This window comes from Sphingopyxis sp. BSNA05 (assembly GCF_013265645.1).
Lineage (GTDB): Bacteria > Pseudomonadota > Alphaproteobacteria > Sphingomonadales > Sphingomonadaceae > Parasphingorhabdus.
In genome coordinates this window covers 1-17,703 of sequence record NZ_PYIA01000128.1, presented here as the reverse complement: position 1 = coordinate 17,703, position 17,703 = coordinate 1, and the positions used below count along the sequence as shown (strand labels likewise).

At 54.1% G+C, this 17,703-nt stretch carries 23 protein-coding genes and 5 pseudogenes; all 28 read right to left on the bottom strand.

Translation table 11 applies throughout. The annotated features are described in order from the left end of the window. Positions 1-123: 123 nt before the first annotated feature. Positions 124-678 (bottom strand): 50S ribosomal protein L15, encoded by a 555-nt coding sequence (rplO, locus tag C8024_RS15100; protein WP_100092378.1) that lies wholly within the window; start codon positions 676-678, stop codon positions 124-126. 45 nt (positions 679-723) lie between these two features. Then, positions 724-903 (bottom strand): 50S ribosomal protein L30, encoded by a 180-nt coding sequence (rpmD, locus tag C8024_RS15095; protein ID WP_067198352.1) that lies wholly within the window; start codon positions 901-903, stop codon positions 724-726. A gap of 5 nt (positions 904-908) precedes the next feature. After that, positions 909-1,673, bottom strand: a complete 765-nt coding sequence (gene rpsE / locus C8024_RS15090; protein ID WP_100092379.1) for a 30S ribosomal protein S5 — start codon at positions 1,671-1,673, stop codon at positions 909-911. 1 nt (position 1,674) lies between these two features. Then, positions 1,675-2,028, bottom strand: a complete 354-nt coding sequence (gene rplR / locus C8024_RS15085) for a 50S ribosomal protein L18 (protein WP_089132908.1) — start codon at positions 2,026-2,028, stop codon at positions 1,675-1,677. A gap of 3 nt (positions 2,029-2,031) precedes the next feature. Then, positions 2,032-2,564, bottom strand: a pseudogene (gene rplF / locus C8024_RS15080) (50S ribosomal protein L6). 2 nt (positions 2,565-2,566) lie between these two features. Next, positions 2,567-2,962 (bottom strand): 30S ribosomal protein S8, encoded by a 396-nt coding sequence (rpsH, locus tag C8024_RS15075; RefSeq protein WP_067198345.1) that lies wholly within the window; start codon positions 2,960-2,962, stop codon positions 2,567-2,569. A gap of 12 nt (positions 2,963-2,974) precedes the next feature. Further along, the gene (rpsN, locus tag C8024_RS15070) at positions 2,975-3,280 is read right to left on the bottom strand and encodes a 30S ribosomal protein S14 (protein WP_067198343.1); all 306 of its coding nucleotides are present in this window, start codon (positions 3,278-3,280) and stop codon (positions 2,975-2,977) included. A 37-nt stretch (positions 3,281-3,317) separates the two neighbouring features. Then, positions 3,318-3,878 (bottom strand): 50S ribosomal protein L5, encoded by a 561-nt coding sequence (gene rplE, locus C8024_RS15065; RefSeq protein ID WP_173206644.1) that lies wholly within the window; start codon positions 3,876-3,878, stop codon positions 3,318-3,320. An 18-nt stretch (positions 3,879-3,896) separates the two neighbouring features. Beyond that, positions 3,897-4,220: a 50S ribosomal protein L24 gene (gene rplX / locus C8024_RS15060; RefSeq protein ID WP_100092382.1), complete on the bottom strand. Its 324-nt coding sequence runs from the start codon at positions 4,218-4,220 to the stop codon at positions 3,897-3,899. A 1-nt stretch (position 4,221) separates the two neighbouring features. Beyond that, positions 4,222-4,589 (bottom strand): annotated as a pseudogene (gene rplN, locus C8024_RS15055) (50S ribosomal protein L14). Positions 4,590-4,800: 211 nt separating this feature from the next. Then, a pseudogene (gene rpsQ, locus C8024_RS22025) lies at positions 4,801-5,030 on the bottom strand (30S ribosomal protein S17); the annotation flags it as partial. Positions 5,031-5,039: 9 nt separating this feature from the next. Next, positions 5,040-5,258, bottom strand: a complete 219-nt coding sequence (gene rpmC / locus C8024_RS15045; protein WP_067198335.1) for a 50S ribosomal protein L29 — start codon at positions 5,256-5,258, stop codon at positions 5,040-5,042. 5 nt (positions 5,259-5,263) lie between these two features. After that, positions 5,264-5,695, bottom strand: coding sequence for a 50S ribosomal protein L16 (rplP, locus tag C8024_RS15040; protein WP_100092383.1), 432 nt, complete (start codon positions 5,693-5,695; stop codon positions 5,264-5,266). A 24-nt stretch (positions 5,696-5,719) separates the two neighbouring features. Further along, complete coding sequence (gene rpsC, locus C8024_RS15035; RefSeq protein WP_067198331.1) at positions 5,720-6,421, bottom strand: 30S ribosomal protein S3; 702 nt, start codon at positions 6,419-6,421, stop codon at positions 5,720-5,722. Between the two features lie 2 nt (positions 6,422-6,423). Beyond that, complete coding sequence (gene rplV, locus C8024_RS15030; RefSeq protein WP_100092384.1) at positions 6,424-6,807, bottom strand: 50S ribosomal protein L22; 384 nt, start codon at positions 6,805-6,807, stop codon at positions 6,424-6,426. Further along, positions 6,800-7,080: pseudogene (rpsS, locus tag C8024_RS15025) on the bottom strand (30S ribosomal protein S19). The gene rplV and the pseudogene rpsS overlap by 8 nt, the downstream one beginning before the upstream one ends. A gap of 2 nt (positions 7,081-7,082) precedes the next feature. After that, positions 7,083-7,919: a 50S ribosomal protein L2 gene (rplB, locus tag C8024_RS15020; RefSeq protein WP_100092386.1), complete on the bottom strand. Its 837-nt coding sequence runs from the start codon at positions 7,917-7,919 to the stop codon at positions 7,083-7,085. 6 nt (positions 7,920-7,925) lie between these two features. Further along, positions 7,926-8,210, bottom strand: coding sequence for a 50S ribosomal protein L23 (locus tag C8024_RS15015; RefSeq protein ID WP_173206688.1), 285 nt, complete (start codon positions 8,208-8,210; stop codon positions 7,926-7,928). Between the two features lie 15 nt (positions 8,211-8,225). Next, on the bottom strand, positions 8,226-8,852 hold the full coding sequence (rplD, locus tag C8024_RS15010; protein WP_100092387.1) for a 50S ribosomal protein L4: 627 nt from the start codon (positions 8,850-8,852) through the stop codon (positions 8,226-8,228). A 3-nt stretch (positions 8,853-8,855) separates the two neighbouring features. After that, the gene (gene rplC / locus C8024_RS15005; protein WP_173206641.1) at positions 8,856-9,707 is read right to left on the bottom strand and encodes a 50S ribosomal protein L3; all 852 of its coding nucleotides are present in this window, start codon (positions 9,705-9,707) and stop codon (positions 8,856-8,858) included. Positions 9,708-9,902: 195 nt separating this feature from the next. Next, entirely contained in the window at positions 9,903-10,214 is a 312-nt protein-coding gene (gene rpsJ / locus C8024_RS15000; RefSeq protein ID WP_066744965.1) for a 30S ribosomal protein S10, read from the bottom strand. A 122-nt stretch (positions 10,215-10,336) separates the two neighbouring features. Further along, the gene (gene tuf / locus C8024_RS14995) at positions 10,337-11,527 is read right to left on the bottom strand and encodes an elongation factor Tu (protein ID WP_173206638.1); all 1,191 of its coding nucleotides are present in this window, start codon (positions 11,525-11,527) and stop codon (positions 10,337-10,339) included. Between the two features lie 152 nt (positions 11,528-11,679). Then, positions 11,680-13,772 (bottom strand): annotated as a pseudogene (gene fusA / locus C8024_RS14990) (elongation factor G). Between the two features lie 200 nt (positions 13,773-13,972). After that, entirely contained in the window at positions 13,973-14,443 is a 471-nt protein-coding gene (gene rpsG / locus C8024_RS14985) for a 30S ribosomal protein S7 (RefSeq protein ID WP_100092391.1), read from the bottom strand. A 23-nt stretch (positions 14,444-14,466) separates the two neighbouring features. Beyond that, a complete protein-coding gene (gene rpsL, locus C8024_RS14980; RefSeq protein ID WP_067198316.1) occupies positions 14,467-14,838 on the bottom strand; it encodes a 30S ribosomal protein S12 in 372 nt (123 codons plus the stop codon). A gap of 200 nt (positions 14,839-15,038) precedes the next feature. Continuing rightward, positions 15,039-15,317 carry a hypothetical protein gene (locus C8024_RS20440; protein WP_217272242.1) on the bottom strand — a complete coding sequence of 93 codons (279 nt, stop codon included), beginning with the start codon at positions 15,315-15,317 and terminating at the stop codon, positions 15,039-15,041. 44 nt (positions 15,318-15,361) lie between these two features. Beyond that, a complete protein-coding gene (locus C8024_RS20435; protein WP_367947375.1) occupies positions 15,362-15,943 on the bottom strand; it encodes an ATP-dependent endonuclease in 582 nt (193 codons plus the stop codon). Next, entirely contained in the window at positions 15,940-16,995 is a 1,056-nt protein-coding gene (locus C8024_RS20430; protein ID WP_217272240.1) for an AAA family ATPase, read from the bottom strand. Before C8024_RS20430 ends, C8024_RS20435 begins: the two co-directional genes overlap by 4 nt. Positions 16,996-17,703 lie beyond the last annotated feature (708 nt).

Here is a 17,703-nt window from a genome sequence, read left to right as displayed (position 1 = left end):
TGTTGCAATCTCCGGAGATGAATAGCTGCGTGTGCAACTATGCAACCCGCCCCATATCGGATGTTAATGCATCAAAAACAAGGGGCCAGAAAAAGAGGCGCTAAAACTAGCGCCTCTCGAAGATCAATCGTTCTTTTTCGCCTTGTTAGCGGCTTTTTTCTCGCGCGCTGGCTTGGAAGCTACAGCCTTTTTCTCGCCCTTGGGCCGGCGCTCGCCACCCGCTGGAAGAATTTCGACCTTGCCGCCCGCTTTTTCGACCGCTGCAACAGCGGCTTTCGAAGCACCGGCAACGGCGATCGTGATTTTGGACTTCAGTTCACCCTTGGCAAGCAGACGAACGCCGTCCTTGCCGCCACGAGCGAGACCAGCAGCCTTCAGGGTTGCGTGATCGATCGTACCTTTTCCGTCGAGGCTTTTGCTGTCGAGGAACTTCTGGATCATGCCCAGGTTCACTTCCGCATAGTCGGTACCGAACGGGTTGTTAAAACCACGCTTCGGAAGACGCATGTGGAGCGGCATCTGGCCGCCTTCAAATCCATTGATCGAAACACCGGAACGGGATTTCTGGCCCTTTTGGCCACGTCCGCCGGTCTTGCCTTTGCCCGAGCCAATGCCGCGGCCAATACGCATGCGCGACTTGCGCGCGCCTTCATTGTCTTTAAGTTCGTTCAGTTTCATGTCTTGTACTCGCTTTCGCTTTTATTCGCACGGAAGTCCGGGATATTATCCTTCGAGAACTTCCACCAGATGATGTACCTTGCCGATCATGCCGCGGACTTCAGCGGTATCTTCCAGTTCGGAAACACGGTGCATCTTGTTGAGGCCGAGACCGATCAGCGTCTTGCGCTGCGATTCCGGACGACGGATCGGTGAACCGATCTGCTTGATCTTAATTTTCGCCATCAAAATTACTCCGTAACTGCCGCGGCATCTGCTGCCACTTCAGCAGCCGAACCACCGGCACGTGCAAGCAGGTCGGTCACTTTCTTGCCGCGACGCTGGGACACGGCCTTCGGGCTAGACTGATCGGCCAGTGCGGCAAAAGTTGCGCGGATCATGTTGTAGGGATTGGCTGTACCATTCGACTTGGTCACAACGTCGGAAACGCCGAGGCTTTCGAAAACGGCACGCATTGGACCACCGGCAATGATACCGGTACCCGGAGGCGCCGAACGTACGGTCACGTTACCCGCGCCGAAGTGGCCAGTGCCATCATGATGCAGCGTGCGGCCTTCGCGAAGCGGTACACGAACCATCGATTTCTTTGCAGCAGCGGTTGCCTTGGTAATAGCTTCCGGCACTTCGCGCGCCTTGCCCTTGCCGAAGCCGGCCCGGCCCTTGCCGTCGCCGACAACAACCAATGCTGCGAAACCGAAGCGCTTACCGCCCTTAACAGTCTTGGAAACGCGGTTGATGTGAACCAGTTTCTCGATCAGCTCTTCGCCGCCGTCATTATTGTTGCCACGGCCGCCGCGATTGTTGCGTCCGCCGCCACGATTGTCACGACCGCCACCGCGGTTGTCACGATTGCCACCGCCACGGTTTCCACCGCGCGACTGACGCTCCGGACCACCGGTTTTGGCTTCGGGTGCTACAGCTGCTTCAGGCTGATTGCCTTCGCCAGTTGTACCCGGCTGTGCCGCGCCTTCTGGTGTTGTTTTTTCATCAGCCATATTAAAACTCCAATCCGCCTTCACGTGCTGCGTCGGCCAGAGCCTTCACACGTCCGTGAAACAGGAACCCGCCACGGTCAAAAATTACTTCTTTAACGCCCGCCTTCTTGGCAGCTTCGGCAACGCGCTTGCCGACATCGGCCGCGGCTTTGCTATCCGCACCGGTTTTGACTTTGGACGCTTTGTCGATGGTCGAAGCGGAAGCCAGCGTTTTGCCCTCGGCATCATCGATAACCTGGGCATAGATGTGCCGGCTCGTGCGATGCACGGACAAACGAGGCTTTGAGAGCCCGCGCTTCCGCAATTTGCTGCGTACGCGTTGCTGGCGCCGTTTGAACTGAGAAATATTCGCCATGGCTTATTTCTTCTTCCCTTCTTTGCGGAAAATATATTCGCCGCGATATTTGATGCCCTTGCCCTTATACGGCTCGGGCTTGCGCCAGCGCCGGATTTCGGCAGCGACCTGGCCAACTTGCTGTTTGTCCATGCCGGTGATTTCGATCGTCGTCTGGTCAGGCGTCTTGATCTCGATGCCGTCCGGGATCGCGAAATTCACGTCATGGCTGTAACCGAGTTGCAGGTTCAGGTTCTTGCCCTGAGCCGCCGCACGATAACCAACGCCGTTGATTTCCAGAACCTTGGTGAAGCCGGAGGTTACACCGTCGACCAGATTCTGGACCAGCGTGCGCTGCATTCCCCAGAATGCACGAGCGGTTTTCGACTTGTTTGCTGGCTTGACCAGCAATCCACCGTCGCCCAGTTCGTAAGTCAGGTCGTCAACCATAGGGGTCGAAAGCTCGCCCTTTGGTCCTTTGACCTTGACCAGACCATCTTCCATCACAGCGGTGACGCCGTCCGGAATAGCCACAGATTTTTGCCAATACGGGACATGATTAGAATACCTCAGCCAGTACTTCGCCGCCGACCTTCGCCTGACGCGCTTCCGCGTCAGAGAGAACACCTTGTGGCGTCGATACGATTGTTATACCCAAGCCGTTGCGAACCCGTGGCAGATCTTCCGAACCGCTATAGACGCGACGACCAGGTTTTGAAACACGGGCCACGTGGCGAATTGCCGGCTGACCTTCAAAATATTTCAGTTCAATCCGCAGACCGGGGTGCTTGTTGACCTCTTCTTCGCTGTAGCCACGAATATAACCTTCGCGCTGCAACACTTCGAGGACGGCACCACGCAATTTGGACGCAGGCGTTACGACGCTGTCCTTGCGTGCCTGTTGTCCGTTACGGATACGGGTGAGCATGTCACCCAAGGGATCGGTAAAAGCCATATTATCTCTCCCTTACCAGCTTGATTTCGTTACGCCGGGAATCAGACCTTTATTGGCCATGTCTCTCAGCTCGATACGGCACAGGCGGAACTTGCGGTAATAGCCGCGCGGACGTCCTGTGGTTTCACAGCGGTTGCGCACGCGGGTTGGATTCGCGTTGCGCGGTATTTCCGCCATTTTCAGGCGCGCCATCAAACGCTCGGTCTCGTCGAGAGACTGATCCGATGCCATCGCCTTCAGTTTCGCATAACGGCCGGCGTATTTCTTCACCATCCGCTTGCGTTTTTCGTTTCTGTTAATGGAACTCAGTTTCGCCATGACTTAAGTTCTCGTCCTTCCGTATAATGAAGCGCGCTTACGCGGCTTCTTTTTCTTCCGATTGTTCCTCTTTGGGGAACGGGAAACCGAACAATGCCAGAAGCGCACGCGCCTCGTCGTCTGTTTTTGCTGTAGTCGTCACAATCACGTCCATGCCGCGGACAACATCGATGTTGTCATAGGCGATCTCGGGGAAAATGATCTGCTCTTTCAGGCCCATGGCAAAATTGCCGCGTCCGTCAAAGCTTTTCGGATTCAGACCCCTGAAATCCCGGATACGAGGCATGGCAACGGTAACCAGACGATCGATAAATTCGTACATCCGTTCCCGGCGCAGATTGACCTTGCAACCAATCGGCATGCCTTCACGCAATTTGAACGTCGCGATCGAGTTTTTCGCCTTGGTGATCACTGGCTTCTGGCCGGCAATCAATTCCATTTCGGCTGCAGCGGTCGCAACTTTCTTCTTGTCCTGACTACCTTCGCCAACACCCATGTTGATGGTAACCATGGTGATCCGAGGAACTTCCATGGCGTTGCTGTAGTTGAACTTTTCCTGCATCGCCTTGACGATTTCATCGTCATATTTCTTGCGCATGCGAGGGATATATTTTTATCAGCCATCGACTTTCTCCCCGGACTTTACAGCGATCCGCTGCATCTTTCCGTCTTCTGTCTTTTCAAATCTGACGCGTGTCGGCTTGCCGTCTTTCGGATCCGCCACAGCGACTTTGCTGATGTGCATCGCCGCTTCGCGCCGCTCGAGACCACCCTGGGGATTGGCCTGGGTCGGCTTGCGGTGGCGCACAGCAATGTTCACGCCGGAAACGATGACCTTGTCATCTTTCGGCATCACCTTGGTGACTTCACCCGACTTGCCCTTGTCCTTGCCGGACAGGATCACGACGGTATCGCCTTTTTTGATCTTTGCATTGGCCATTTTAGAGCACCTCCGGCGCTAGGCTGATGATTTTCATATGCTTTTTCGCACGCAGTTCACGAACCACGGGGCCAAAAATACGGGTGCCGATTGGCTCCTGGTTGTTGTTCACCAAACCGCAGCATTGCTGTCGAACCGAATGACCGATCCGTCCTTGCGACGAATGTCCTTCTTGGTACGAACGATCACCGCACGGTGAACGTCGCCCTTCTTGACCTTGCCGCGCGGCGCTGCTTCCTTGATCGACACGACAATGATGTCGCCGACGCCGGCAAAGCGACGCTTCGAGCCGCCCAGCACCTTGATGCACTGCACGCGTTTGGCGCCGCTATTGTCAGCGACCTCCAGGTTCGATTGCATCTGGATCATGGATCCAATTCCTTCTTCATATACCCGGCGAGCCGGACGTTCCTACTTCGTCACCCCGGCAGACCCGGGATATTCTAAACTATTCGGCGGCTGGCGATGCTTCGGCTTTTTCTTCTGCCGCTGGCTTCACTGGCGCCTTGACCTTTTCGTCCTTCGGATCGCTGGCCGTAATCTCGCTGACCGTCGGTGTCGCAACACCGGCTGCTGCGCCGACCCGCTCCAGAACTTTCCAGGTCTTCAGCTTGGAAATCGGACGGGTTTCTTCAATCCGTACGGTTTCGCCGAGGCTGATTTCGTTCTTCTCATCATGCGCATGATATTTTTCGAGCGCCGGATGATTTTTCCGTAAAGCGGGTGCTTCACCTTGCGTTCGACATTGACGACAACAGTCTTGTCGCCCTTGTCTGACACGACCGTGCCGGTGAGAATACGTTTTGGCATATCGGTTCCTTACGCCTTAGCTTCTGCGGGAGCGGCGCTTGCACGCTCGGCCTGCAATGTTTTGATCCGGGCGATCGTGCGACGCACTTCCCGCGTCCGGCTTGGTTTTTCGAGCTGATTGGTCGCAGCCTGGAAACGCAGGTTAAATGCCTCGCGCTTCAGTTCGCCCAGTTCGGTCTCGAGCTGATCGTCGGTTTTGGTCCGCAAATCTTCAGTTTTCATGCTCATCTAGCTTAACCTTCCAGATGTGACGTATCGCCGAGGCGGGCCACAACCTTTGTCTTGATCGGGAGCTTCATCGCTGCCCGCTCGAAAGCGATCGCTGCAATCGGTCCGGGAACACCGTCCAGTTCGAACAGAATCCGGCCCGGTTTTACCCGCGCAGCCCAATATTCTACCGAGCCCTTACCCTTACCCTGACGAACTTCGGCAGGCTTCTTGGATACTGGCACATCCGGGAAAATCCGGATCCACAGCCGGCCCTGACGCTTGATGTGACGCGTAATCGCACGGCGAGCCGCCTCGATCTGACGCGCGGTAATCCGGTCAGGTTCCATGGCTTTCAGGCCATAGCTACCGAAATTCAGGGTAGAGCCACCTGGCGCTTTGCCTTTAATCCGGCCTTTGAAAGCCTTGCGGAATTTATGTTTCTTGGGTTGCAGCATGATGCTCTACCTATTCCTCAAAAATCAACGTTGGTGCTGCGGACGGACGCCGGAAGTCTGCGCTTCGACATTCAACCGATCCTGAGCCATCGGGTCGTGACCCAATATCTCGCCTTTAAAAATCCATACCTTGATACCGATGATGCCGTAAGCGGTCAGCGCTTCATATTCGGCATAATCGATATTGGCGCGCAGCGTGTGCAACGGAACGCGGCCTTCACGATACCATTCAACGCGGGCAATTTCTGCTCCGCCCAGACGGCCACCGCAAACAATCTTGATGCCTTCGGCACCGAGACGCAGAGCGGACTGAACCGCACGCTTCATGGCACGACGGAAAGCAACGCGGCGGATCAGCTGATCACCAATGCCCTGCGCTACCAGCTTCGCATCGACTTCCGGCTTGCGGATCTCGACGATGTTCAGTGAAACGTCACCGGACGACATGTCGCTCAGCTTGCGACGCAGCTTTTCGATATCCGCGCCTTTCTTGCCGATGATCACACCGGGGCGAGCAGCATAGATGGAAACGCGGCAGGTCTTGGCCGGACGCTCGATCACAACCTTCGAAATCGCTGCCTGTGGCAGGTTTTCAAAGATATATTTGCGCATCTTGATGTCTTCCATCAAGAGATCGCCATAGTTGGAACCTTCCGCATACCAGCGGCTGTCCCAGGTCCGGTTGATCTGCAGGCGAAGCCCGATAGGATTACTCTTTTGACCCATGGTTACGCCTCTTCCTCTTCATGCTCGCGCACGACGATGCGGACGCGGCTAAATGGCTTGATAATCTTGGCTGAACGACCACGCGCACGCGCCTTCCAGCGCTTCATCGTGATTGACTTGCCGACGCTCGCTTCGTGAACGATCAATGCGTCAACATCCAGATTGTGATTATTCTCGGCATTGGCGATAGCTGAAGCGAGAACCTTGCTGACATCCTTGGCCATAGACTTCTTCGAGAAGGACAGGATGTTCAGAGCGTCTTCCGCTTTCTTGCCACGGATCAGCTGCGCAACCAAGTTGAGCTTCTGGGCAGAACCACGGATGGAATTGCCTACAGCCAAAGCTTCATTGTCGCCAACACGGCGGGGTGATGATGCCTTACCCATTATTTCTTGCCTTTTTGTCAGCGCCATGGCCATAGAAGTTACGCGTTGGTGCGAACTCGCCAAGCTTGTGACCGACCATGTCTTCATTCACGGAAACCGGAATGAATTTCTGACCGTTGTAAACGCTGAAGGTCAGGCCGACGAAATCAGGCAAAACGGTAGAACGACGCGACCAGGTCTTGATCGGCGCACGTGCATTGTTTTCCTGCGCAGTCTGCGCTTTTTCAGCAGGTGGAGGTCAACAAATGGACCTTTTTTGATGGAACGAGCCATGCTTACCTCTTCTTCTTCGCGTGACGCGACCGGATGATCATCTTGTCAGTCGATTTGTTGCTACGGGTACGAGCACCCTTGGTCGGCTTGCCCCATGGGGTAACCGGATGACGACCACCGGAAGTCCGGCCTTCACCACCACCATGCGGGTGATCGACTGGGTTCTTCGCAACACCGCGGGTAAGAGGACGACGTCCCTTCCAGCGGGTGCGGCCTGCCTTGCCGAAATTCTGGTTCGAATTGTCCGGGTTGGAAACCGCGCCAACGGTCGCCATACAATCGGAACGAAGATAGCGCTGCTCACCGCTTTTCAGGCGAACAATGACCATGCCGCGGTCACGACCGACGATCTGGACATAAGCACCGGCCGAACGGGCGATCTGGCCGCCCTTGCCTGGCTTCATTTCGACATTGTGGACGATCGTGCCAACCGGCATCTGCGACAGCAACATGGCGTTGCCGGGCTTCACGTCGGTCTTCTTGCCGGCAATCACGCTGTCGCCAACGTCGAGACGCTGTGGCGCAAGAATGTAAGCCAGCTCGCCGTCTTCATATTTGATCAGCGCGATAAAGGCGGTGCGGTTCGGATCATATTCGAGCCGTTCAACCGTAGCAGCCATATCCCATTTGCGCCGCTTGAAATCGACGAGACGATATTTCTGCTTGTGACCGCCGGCGATGCCACGCGAAGTGACATGACCCTTGTTGTTCCGGCCACCCGTCTTGTTCTTGCCTTCGACAAGCTTCTTGACGGGCTTGCCTTTCCACAGGCCGCTTTTGTCGACCAGGATAAGACCACGCCGGGCGGGGCTTGTCGGTTTATAGGATTTTAATGCCATGTGCCCTTAAACTCCCGTGGTGATGTCAATGGTCTGGCCTTCGGCCAACGTGACAACAGCCTTCTTGATGTCATTGCGAGTGTAGGGACGACCCTTCCACTTCTTGGTCTTGCCCTTTTGCACCAACGTGTTGACGTTTTTGACTTTGACATCAAACAACGCCTCGATGGCTGCCTTGATCTGCGGCTTGGTCGCGGTGTTCGCAACCTTGAATACCACAGCATTATGTTCGCTGAGCAAGGTCGATTTCTCAGTGATGTGCGGGCCGACAATTACGTCATAATGACGAATATCGACAGCTTCTTTTTAGCCATTGAAGCGCGCCTCCAGCTTTTCTACCGCTGCGCGCGTCAGCACCAGGGTTTCATGGTTCAGAATGTCATAAACATTGGCACCGGCAGCTGGCATCACATTGACACGGGGAATGTTGTTCGAAGCCTTCGAGAAAGCGTCGTTAACAGAGTCACCGTCCATGATCAGGGCCGATTTGCCGAAACCGAGCTTTGCGATATTGGCCAGAAGTGCCTGTGTTTTGGCTTCCTTCAGTTCAATATTTTCAAGCACGATCAAATTGTCGTTCTTCAGCTTGTCGCTGAGCGCCATTTTCAGACCCAGAGCACGAACCTTCTTGTTCAGCGACGGGTTGAAATCACGCTTGCGGGCACCGTGGGCCTTACCACCGCCGATGAAGATAGGAGCACGACGATCGCCATGACGAGCTGTACCGCCGCCCTTCTGATTGCCGAACTTCTTGCCGGTCCGGGCAACGTCCGAACGCTCGCGGGTCGGACGAGCCGTTCCGCGTGCCTTTTCGCGCTGCCAGTTGACGACACGGTGAAGAATATCTGCACGCGCTTCGATGCCGAACACGTCATCGTTCAATTCGATGTCGCCCTTGGCTTTCGCGTCGAGGGTTATCACTTTCAATTTCATGGCTTAGCCCTCCTTCCCTGCGTCATCTGCAGCATCAGATTTCTCGTCAGCCGGCTTTTCTGCGGGAGCGTCGGCTGCTGCCGCTACTTCTGCATCGGTTGGACCGACTGGCGCTTCGATCGCTGCATCCGCTTCGATCATGCCTGCCGGCGCATCTTCGGTCGCCGTTTCATCCGCGTTGCGGCGCATGGCACCGGGGAATGGAACGCCTTCGGGAAGAGCAACCTTGACGGCGTCTTTAACCAGAAGCCAGCCACCCTTGGAACCGGGAACGCTGCCGCGCACGAAGATCAGGCCGCGAGCGGCGTCTGTACGGACGATTTCCAGATTTTGCTGGGTGCGATTGCGCGCGCCCATGTGACCGGCCATCTTCTTGCCCTTGAACACCTTGCCCGGATCCTGGTTTTGACCAGTAGAACCGTGGGCACGGTGAGAGATGGAAACACCGTGGGTTGCGCGCATACCGCCGAAACCCCAGCGCTTCATCGCACCGGCAAAACCCTTACCCTGGGTAACACCCTGGATATCGACCATCTGGCCGGCAATGAAATGGTCAGCAGTTACGGTAGCACCGATGGGGAGCAAAGCATCTTCGCTGTCGACCCGGAATTCGGCAACCCGTGCTTTTGGTTCAACTTCTGCCTTGGCAAAAGCTTCACGCTGCGGCTTGTTAACATTTTTCGCTTTACGGGCACCTGCACCAAGCTGAACGGCATAATAGCCATCACGTTCCTGATTGCGGGCTCCAACAACCTGACATTCTTCCAGGGAAAGAACGGTAACCGGTACATGCCGTCCGTCTTCCTGAAACAAGCGGGTCATCCCCATTTTCTTCGCGATCACGCCTGTACGCACGATCAATCTCCTTCACAGAGGCCGAACGAACCATTTCGTCCGGCTTGCCAGCCCAAATTGTCATGCGTCACCCCGTCCGGGCTGTAATTGTTCCGGAAAGTCCGGAACGAGACGGAGGACGCTGCCCGGTTAAATCCGGCGGTATCCTGTCGTTTGTCCGATCTCCGCCTGGGCGGGGATCTCAAATCAATTGGCTCAGGCCAGTTTGATCTCGACATTTACACCAGCAGCTAGGTCGAGCTTCATCAAAGCGTCGACAGTCTGCGGCGTGGGCTGCACGATATCGAGCAGCCTTTTATAGGTCCGCACCTCGAACTGCTCACGAGACTTTTTGTCTACGTGCGGTCCGCGGTTAACGGTGAATTTTTCAATGTGCGTTGGCAAAGGTATCGGTCCACGGATGAGCGCGCCAGTGCGGCGTGCGGTGTCAGCGATATCGCCGGTCGCTTGATCGAGAACCCGATGATCGAATGCCTTCAAGCGAATGCGAATATTTTGCGTTTCCATGTACCTGTTACCAATGTCAAAGAGCCAAAAATAAACCGCCCCGATTTTCTAACGAAAAAGGCCGGAGCGGCGAAAAAACTGGCTGCCCGAATCACCGATCCGGGCAGCGAGGCGTTCCTATATTACTTTGTTACGTTGCTGACAACCCCTGATCCAACGGTACGTCCACCTTCGCGAATAGCGAAGCGGAGACCCGGATCCATAGCGATCGGAGCAATCAGTTTCACGCCGATGGTGACGTTATCACCAGGCATGACCATTTCGGTGCCTTCAGGAAGGATCACTTCGCCGGTCACGTCGGTCGTGCGGAAGTAGAACTGCGGACGATAGTTGGCGAAGAATGGCGTATGACGGCCACCTTCGTCTTTCGACAGCACGTAAACTTCAGCCGAGAATTCGGTGTGCGGGGTGATCGAACCTGGCTTGCAGAGAACCTGGCCGCGCTCAACCGAATCACGGTCAACGCCACGGATCAGGGCACCGATGTTGTCGCCAGCCTGACCGGAGTCGAGCAGCTTGCGGAACATTTCAACGCCGGTAACGGTGGTCTTCGTGGTATCCTTGATACCGACGATTTCGCACTCGTCACCAACATTCACAACGCCGGTTTCAACACGGCCGGTAACAACCGTACCACGACCGGAAATCGAGAACACGTCTTCGATCGGCATCAGGAATGCCTGGTCGACTGGACGCTCTGGCTGAGGAATGGCTTCGTCGACAGCTTTCATCAGCTCAAGAATCTTGTTCTTGCCGATTTCGTCGTCGCGGCCTTCCAGCGCAGCCAGGGCAGAACCGGATACGATTGGAATATTGTCGCCGTCGAAGTCGTAGGAAGACAGAAGCTCGCGGATTTCCATTTCAACCAGCTCGAGCAGCTCTTCGTCGTCGACCTGGTCAACCTTGTTCATGAAAACAACAAGCGCAGGAACGCCAACCTGACGAGCGAGCAGGATGTGCTCACGGGTCTGTGGCATCGGGCCGTCGGCAGCGTTAACCACGAGAATGGCGCCATCCATCTGCGCCGCACCGGTGATCATGTTCTTCACATAGTCAGCGTGGCCCGGGCAATCGACGTGCGCATAGTGGCGTGCTTCGGTTTCATATTCGACGTGTGCGGTCGAAATGGTGATGCCGCGCTCGCGCTCTTCAGGAGCCTTGTCGATGTTTGCGAAGTCAACAGCGGTACCGCCAGTTGATTCAGCAAGAACCTTGGTGATCGCCGCAGTCAACGTCGTTTTACCATGGTCAACGTGACCGATGGTGCCGATGTTGCAGTGCGGCTTATTGCGCTCAAACTTCTCTTTAGCCATTTTATATTACCTCTGATTTTCTATCGTCTTGATAGTCTGCGCCGCGCTTTGGCGAGACTCTCTTATTCTGTCAACACCCTTTTGCCGGTCCGGGGATTTTCCCGCCAGACCTGAACAAAAGGAAAGCGCGTTACCTCGAAAAGGAGTGGCGATTAAGCCATTTTCTCCTTGATCTCTTCAGCCACATTGTTCGGCACTTCCTCGTAATGAGAGAATTGCATCGAATATTGCGCACGTCCCTGCGAGAAAGAACGCAATTCGTTCACATAGCCGAACATGTTGGCCAGCGGCACCATGCGTCCACAGCCTGGGCGATACCGCGAGTGTCCGTACCCTGGATCTGGCCACGGCGGGAGTTGAGATCGCCGATCACGTCACCAAGATATTCTTCCGGTGTGATAACTTCAACCTTCATGATCGGTTCAAGCAGCTTGATGCCGGACTTCTGCGCCGCTTCGCGCATTGCTGCACGGGCTGCGATTTCAAAGGCCAGCGCCGAGCTGTCGACGTCATGATAGGCGCCGTCATAGACACGGATGTTGAAGTCGATGATCGGGAAGCCGATCAGCGAACCGGTTTCTGCGGTTTCGCGCATGCCCTTTTCAACCGACGGGATATATTCTTTCGGAATATTACCGCCCTTGATTTCGTCTTCAAAGGTAATGCCCGATCCGCGCTCGCCCGGAGTGACTTCGAACTTGATACGCGCGAACTGGCCGGAACCGCCGGACTGTTTCTTATGCGTATAGTCGATGTCGACAGCCTTGCCGAGCGATTCGCGATAGGCCACCTGCGGCGCACCGACATTGGCTTCGACCTTGAATTCGCGACGCATGCGATCGACGAGAATGTCGAGGTGAAGCTCGCCCATGCCCTTGATGATCGTCTGGCCCGATTCGTGATCGGTCGTCACGCGGAAGCTTGGATCTTCAGCGGCCAGGCGGTTCAGGGCAACGCCCATCTTTTCCTGGTCGGCCTTGGTCTTTGGTTCCACCGAAAGCTCGATAACCGGTTCCGGGAATTCCATGCGTTCCAGAATGATCGGATGCGCGGAGTCACACAGCGTGTCACCGGTCGTGGTCGTTTTCATGCCTGCCAGAGCGACGATGTCGCCGGCGAACGCCTCTTCAATGTCCTTGCGGTCATTGGAGTGCATTTCGAGGATACGGCCGACTTTTTCCTTCTTGTCCTTGACCGAGTTCAGCAAGGTGCCCTTTTCCAGCTTGCCGGAATAGATGCGGCAGAAGGTCAGCGTGCCCACGAACGGATCGTTCATGACCTTGAACGCCAGCGCCGAGAACGGCTCGTCATCGGACGATGGCCGTGTATCTTCGGTCTCGCCGTCAAGCTTCACGCCCTTAATGGCAGGAACGTCGAGCGGGCTTGGCATATAGTCGACAACCGCGTCGAGCAGAGGCTGGACGCCCTTGTTCTTGAACGCGGAGCCGCACAGCACAGGCACGAAGCTCTGGTTCAGCGTGCCCTTGCGGATCAGCGCCTTCAGGGTCGCGACATCAGGCTCGTTGCCTTCGAGATATTGTTCCATGACATCATCGTCCTGCTCGACAGCAAGTTCGATGAGCTTCTCGCGATAGTCAGCCGCTTCGTCGACCATGTCCGCAGGAATTTCGCCATAAGTATATTCAGCGCCCAGATCTTCGTTCTTCCAGGTGATCGAACGCTGGTTGACGAGGTCGACCAGGCCAACCAGATCGGCTTCCATGCCGATCGGAAGATAGAGAACAGCCGGGGTCGCGCCGAGACGCTCTACGATCGAATCGACGCAGAATTTGAAATTGGCGCCGGTGCGGTCGAGCTTGTTGATGAAGCACATCCGCGGCACTTTATATTTGTCAGCCTGACGCCATACGGTTTCAGACTGTGGTTCCACGCCGGCAACGCCGTCAAAGCAGGCAACCGCGCCATCGAGCACACGCAGCGAACGCTCGACTTCAATGGTGAAGTCAACGTGGCCCGGGGTGTCGATGATGTTGATCCGGTGCTCAGGACCCTTGCGGTCTTCGGCGTTCCAGAAACAGGTGGTCGCAGCGGAAGTGATGGTAATACCACGTTCCTGCTCTTGCTCCATCCAGTCCATCGTCGCCGCGCCATCATGCACTTCGCCGATCTTGTAGGACTTGCCCGTATAATAAAGAATACGTTCGGTGGTCGTTGTTTTACCAGCGTCAATATGGGCCATAATGCCGATATTGCGATATCGTTCGAGCGGATGGCTGCGTGCCATAGTCTTTACTCCAGTATGTGGGGAACCAAATTCTGGCCGCCCTATAGTGAAATGGGCTGAACAATGCCAGCCCTGTGATTATCAAAATCTTGATATAAAGTCCGTTCGCACTGAGCTTGCCGAAGTGCCTCGATCGAGAATATGCTTCCCTGACGAGAAGCGCCCTTCGACAGGCTCAGGACGAACGGTCTAAACTTATACTACCAGCGGTAGTGAGCAAAGGCACGGTTGGCTTCCGCCATCTTGTGCGCATCTTCGCGCTTCTTCACCGCGTTGCCGCGATTGTTGGAAGCGTCCAGAATTTCACCCGACAGACGCGCTGCCATTGTGGTTTCGCTGCGGCCGCGAGCGGCAGAGATCATCCAGCGGATAGCCAGAGCCTGAGCACGTTCGGGACGCACTTCGACGGGAACCTGATAAGTCGCACCACCGACACGGCGGCTGCGGACTTCGATACCCGGCTTGATGTTGTTGAGCGCATCATGGAACAGTTGAAGCGGGTCTTTCTTGGCCTTGGCTTCAACGCTGTCAAATGCACCATAAACAATCCGTTCTGCGGTGGATTTCTTACCATCCATCATCAGGTTGTTCATGAATTTCGAAAGCACCAGATCCTTGAATTTCGGATCGGGCAGGATAACCCGTTTTTCGGGACGACGACGACGTGACATATCTTATAACTCCGAAACTAAACTTATTTAGGACGCTTGGCACCATATTTCGAACGGCTCTGCTTCCGGTCCTTGACACCCTGGGTATCGAGAACGCCGCGCAGTACGTGATAACGCACACCGGGAAGGTCGCGAACACGACCGCCGCGGATCAGGACAACACTATGTTCCTGAAGGTTATGACCTTCACCGGGAATATAGCTGATGACCTCGCGCTGGTTGGTCAGGCGAACCTTGGCAACCTTACGCAGAGCGGAGTTTGGTTTCTTTGGAGTCGTTGTGTAGACACGGGTGCAAACGCCACGTTTCTGTGGGTTGGCTTCCATGGCCGGCACCTTGGACTTCGTCTTCTGGGGCACCCGCCCTTTACGGACGAGCTGGTTAATCGTTGGCATAAAGTCTTCACCTTATAGTAGAAATGGTCCTGCATGATGCAGGGGTTACTCTCACCGCCCAATGTGGCGGCAAGTGTTTTGCCTATGTAAGTTTTCTGCGGCGTCGAGCGGAGCCCGAAGAAGCGGAAGCGCGGCCCTTAGACGGGATTCGGAGTTTCGTCAATAGTTGGACGGGAGGGTTGGCAACTTCCATCATAAAGTCAAATAAGGGAGTTAAGTCGCTTAAACGCTTCTTCAAACCGATTTTTCGTATCATCGGACAGCTTTGATTCCAATTTCCCTAAGTTTTCATTGAAATAGCGGGCAGGCCTAAAGTGACCAAATTTGCCAAAAGACAGCGGTTCATCCTTCAAAAACTCTTCAATGGCTTTCAAAATTCGAGGAAGTTTTTGGTTAAGCTTTGCCTTAGTGATTTTGGTGCTAAGCTGATCGCTAAACTCTGCATTCACTAATCCAATGTAAAACGACACTTCAAACATATCTTCGACATCCGCCTCATCTTCATCGACAAAGTCGGCATAAGTTAAAACCCGTTTTTCTCCAACAGCTTCCTTTTATATAGCGATTCCACTGTCTCACGATCTGAACTGGCAATGTCGAGCAGCGTCGCAATTTTTAGTCCCTTTTGCTGCCCCAGCAGGGAGACAAAAGTAGAAACTTTTCCACTCCCTCCTACGGGGGTTATTGTCCAATTCTCGTCCAGCCCCGTTCGACCTTCTTTCTCTAAAATGCTACTCATCGCTTGCAAAAACAATAGGTCCGCAGCCCCCTCAACAATGAGGCAATTTGGTCCAACGAATAATGTTTGATGGATGTCATAACCCAAGGCACCCTGTAATGGGAAAAGACTGTCGTCTGACGCATCAAATATATCTGTTAGGACCTTTGTCCCGTCACTTTCTTTTGGCAACGGATCATCAGAATCTATACCGGCATCTTGAACAATCCGCACACGATCAAAGTTGTCCGGGTCAACCATGAATGGTGAATGGGTTGTGTAAATAACTTGGTGATTAGGCTTCAATTCCTGCTCAATGTAGCTGAGAAGATCAGCTTGCGCTCTGCCATGCAATGAAAGCCCCGGTTCATCCAAAAGCAGAATCACATTTGCGTTGTCACGCTTGACGTCTTCATACCATGCCAAAACGAAAAGAACCAAACAAACCCCTTAGAACGCGACCCCAACTCAGTTGTTGCCCAATGCACCTGATCATAAACGCGCCCCCAAATATTGTGACCGCTTTGCATTCCTTCGGGGTCTTCCGGCCTGGCATCACGAATATCAAACTTCATCTGCAAATGCTTATTTTGAGACCAATATTTCAATATCTGCCGTGTTAGAATATTGCTGGCACCCTCAAGCCTATTCACGAGTTCAATAGTGCGTTGAGCATTTAGCAGATCATCGAGGTTTAATCGTGCGAGGTTAATCAAACCCAAAAGAGGATGATCGAAAGGCAAAAGATCGCCGCTGTCACGCCGTTTAATCAATGCTTGAATATTTTCGTGCCCCCTCATTTGATAGTACTCGTCAAAATAAAGAAACTTGGGGACACGACTATCGAGAAGTGAGTTGAAAGCGTAATAACCCGCAGTTTGGGGTATTATTGACTCAACAAGTTCTTGTAACCCAGCCACTTCATCCGTCTGCTCCAGCCCAGCGAGTTTTTTGTTTAAATCATCCCAACTAGCCGCTTCCGTCAGATCGGCCTTGACCGTGTCGGTCAAATTACAACTTTCAATTACATACTTTCGTGCGGCTCCCTCATCAAATGAGAGTGTATAGGTCATTGAATTATCGTAATATTTGGTCAGCGTGAGAACATCTGATGTCAGAGCTACATTGCCAAAGACCCTTGCCACAACCGCAATATCGTCATCTTCGAGCTTGTAGTAACCTTTCACAACTTCAGCCGGGCGTCTTGATCCTTGCTCCACCGCGTCTTGATATTCGCTAGCCTCTCGTCGGGGGTAATCATTAACCGGATCAAATGAACCATTATTGGTGAGAATTGGAGAAAGGTTGTAAAGAGCCTTCAACAAAGTTGTTTTACCAGCTTCGTTTTTACCGACTAAACAAGTGATATCTTCGGTTTCGCAAAGATTTGAATTCCAGACGCTCCGGAACTCATTGACTTCAAATGCACTCAATTTCATTTTTCGCCCCTCCAATGGTAGAATGTGAACTTTTCTAACATTCGAATCAATAAAAATAGAATGACGATGGTGAAGTGGGTGTAAGAATCCGCAAATCTGAAGCAAACATTTAGATCGCCTTCTAGCCGACACATGGAATTACGATAACAGTGCACTTTATTTTCGACCCTCACCCACTAATCGACAGTGTCCCCCCAATAACACCAAGCACCCTCGGCAAGGTCTACGGCGTCATAGTGCCATTCGGACGCAGCACTCCCATCTTGTTAGCGCTGCGGAGACGGAATCAAATGCGCCCTGACCGGCACGTCAAAAATCGCCATTTCCCGTCATATATTCGCCATTTTGGTCATAAACCCGTCACGCCTCGCGCATTTTCCGCCGAAATTTGGCACAATTTTGCCCCACCTTCCGGCCGGCAACACCCACGCCAAAGACAATCCCGCCCCTCCTCGCGGATGCGTCTGCCCATTCGCGGGAAACATGCCTCCAATTCTTCCAATTGGGCATTCTGACAGGTTCGGATTTGGGAATCTTTGCCGTGGCACCGGGGCGGGTCACGGGCGGGATAGTGGGTTGGCGGGGGGCGCCATTACAGGTTCGTCGTCACAGGTTCGTTATCACAGGTTGGTCATCCTGAACTTGGTTCAGGATCGCTCTGGATAGGGCGCGTGCGGAGGGAGGTCCTGAAACGAGTTCAGGATGACG

What these genes read in the sequence shown, in the direction of transcription:
- C8024_RS20440 (WP_217272242.1), bottom strand. Translation starts at nt 15,317, where the DNA reads ATGTTTGAAGTGTCGTTTTACATTGGATTAGTGAATGCAGAGTTTAGC.
- rplR (WP_089132908.1), bottom strand. Translation starts at nt 2,028, where the DNA reads ATGGCGAATATTTCTCAGTTCAAACGGCGCCAGCAACGCGTACGCAGC.
- rplB (WP_100092386.1), bottom strand. Translation starts at nt 7,919, where the DNA reads ATGGCATTAAAATCCTATAAACCGACAAGCCCCGCCCGGCGTGGTCTT.
- C8024_RS20430 (WP_217272240.1), bottom strand. Translation starts at nt 16,995, where the DNA reads ATGAAATTGAGTGCATTTGAAGTCAATGAGTTCCGGAGCGTCTGGAAT.
- rpsG (WP_100092391.1), bottom strand. Translation starts at nt 14,443, where the DNA reads ATGTCACGTCGTCGTCGTCCCGAAAAACGGGTTATCCTGCCCGATCCG.
- rpmD (WP_067198352.1), bottom strand. Translation starts at nt 903, where the DNA reads ATGGCGAAAATTAAGATCAAGCAGATCGGTTCACCGATCCGTCGTCCG.
- rplD (WP_100092387.1), bottom strand. Translation starts at nt 8,852, where the DNA reads ATGAAATTGAAAGTGATAACCCTCGACGCGAAAGCCAAGGGCGACATC.
- rpsN (WP_067198343.1), bottom strand. Translation starts at nt 3,280, where the DNA reads ATGGCGAAACTGAGTTCCATTAACAGAAACGAAAAACGCAAGCGGATG.
- rpsE (WP_100092379.1), bottom strand. Translation starts at nt 1,673, where the DNA reads ATGGCTGATGAAAAAACAACACCAGAAGGCGCGGCACAGCCGGGTACA.
- rplE (WP_173206644.1), bottom strand. Translation starts at nt 3,878, where the DNA reads ATGCGCAAGAAATATGACGATGAAATCGTCAAGGCGATGCAGGAAAAG.
- rplX (WP_100092382.1), bottom strand. Translation starts at nt 4,220, where the DNA reads ATGGCCAATGCAAAGATCAAAAAAGGCGATACCGTCGTGATCCTGTCC.
- rpsL (WP_067198316.1), bottom strand. Translation starts at nt 14,838, where the DNA reads ATGCCAACGATTAACCAGCTCGTCCGTAAAGGGCGGGTGCCCCAGAAG.
- rplO (WP_100092378.1), bottom strand. Translation starts at nt 678, where the DNA reads ATGAAACTGAACGAACTTAAAGACAATGAAGGCGCGCGCAAGTCGCGC.
- tuf (WP_173206638.1), bottom strand. Translation starts at nt 11,527, where the DNA reads ATGGCTAAAGAGAAGTTTGAGCGCAATAAGCCGCACTGCAACATCGGC.
- rpsC (WP_067198331.1), bottom strand. Translation starts at nt 6,421, where the DNA reads ATGGGTCAAAAGAGTAATCCTATCGGGCTTCGCCTGCAGATCAACCGG.
- rpsH (WP_067198345.1), bottom strand. Translation starts at nt 2,962, where the DNA reads ATGGCTTTTACCGATCCCTTGGGTGACATGCTCACCCGTATCCGTAAC.
- rpsJ (WP_066744965.1), bottom strand. Translation starts at nt 10,214, where the DNA reads ATGGAAACGCAAAATATTCGCATTCGCTTGAAGGCATTCGATCATCGG.
- rplV (WP_100092384.1), bottom strand. Translation starts at nt 6,807, where the DNA reads ATGGGTAAGGCATCATCACCCCGCCGTGTTGGCGACAATGAAGCTTTG.
- rpmC (WP_067198335.1), bottom strand. Translation starts at nt 5,258, where the DNA reads ATGAGCATGAAAACTGAAGATTTGCGGACCAAAACCGACGATCAGCTC.
- rplP (WP_100092383.1), bottom strand. Translation starts at nt 5,695, where the DNA reads ATGCTGCAACCCAAGAAACATAAATTCCGCAAGGCTTTCAAAGGCCGG.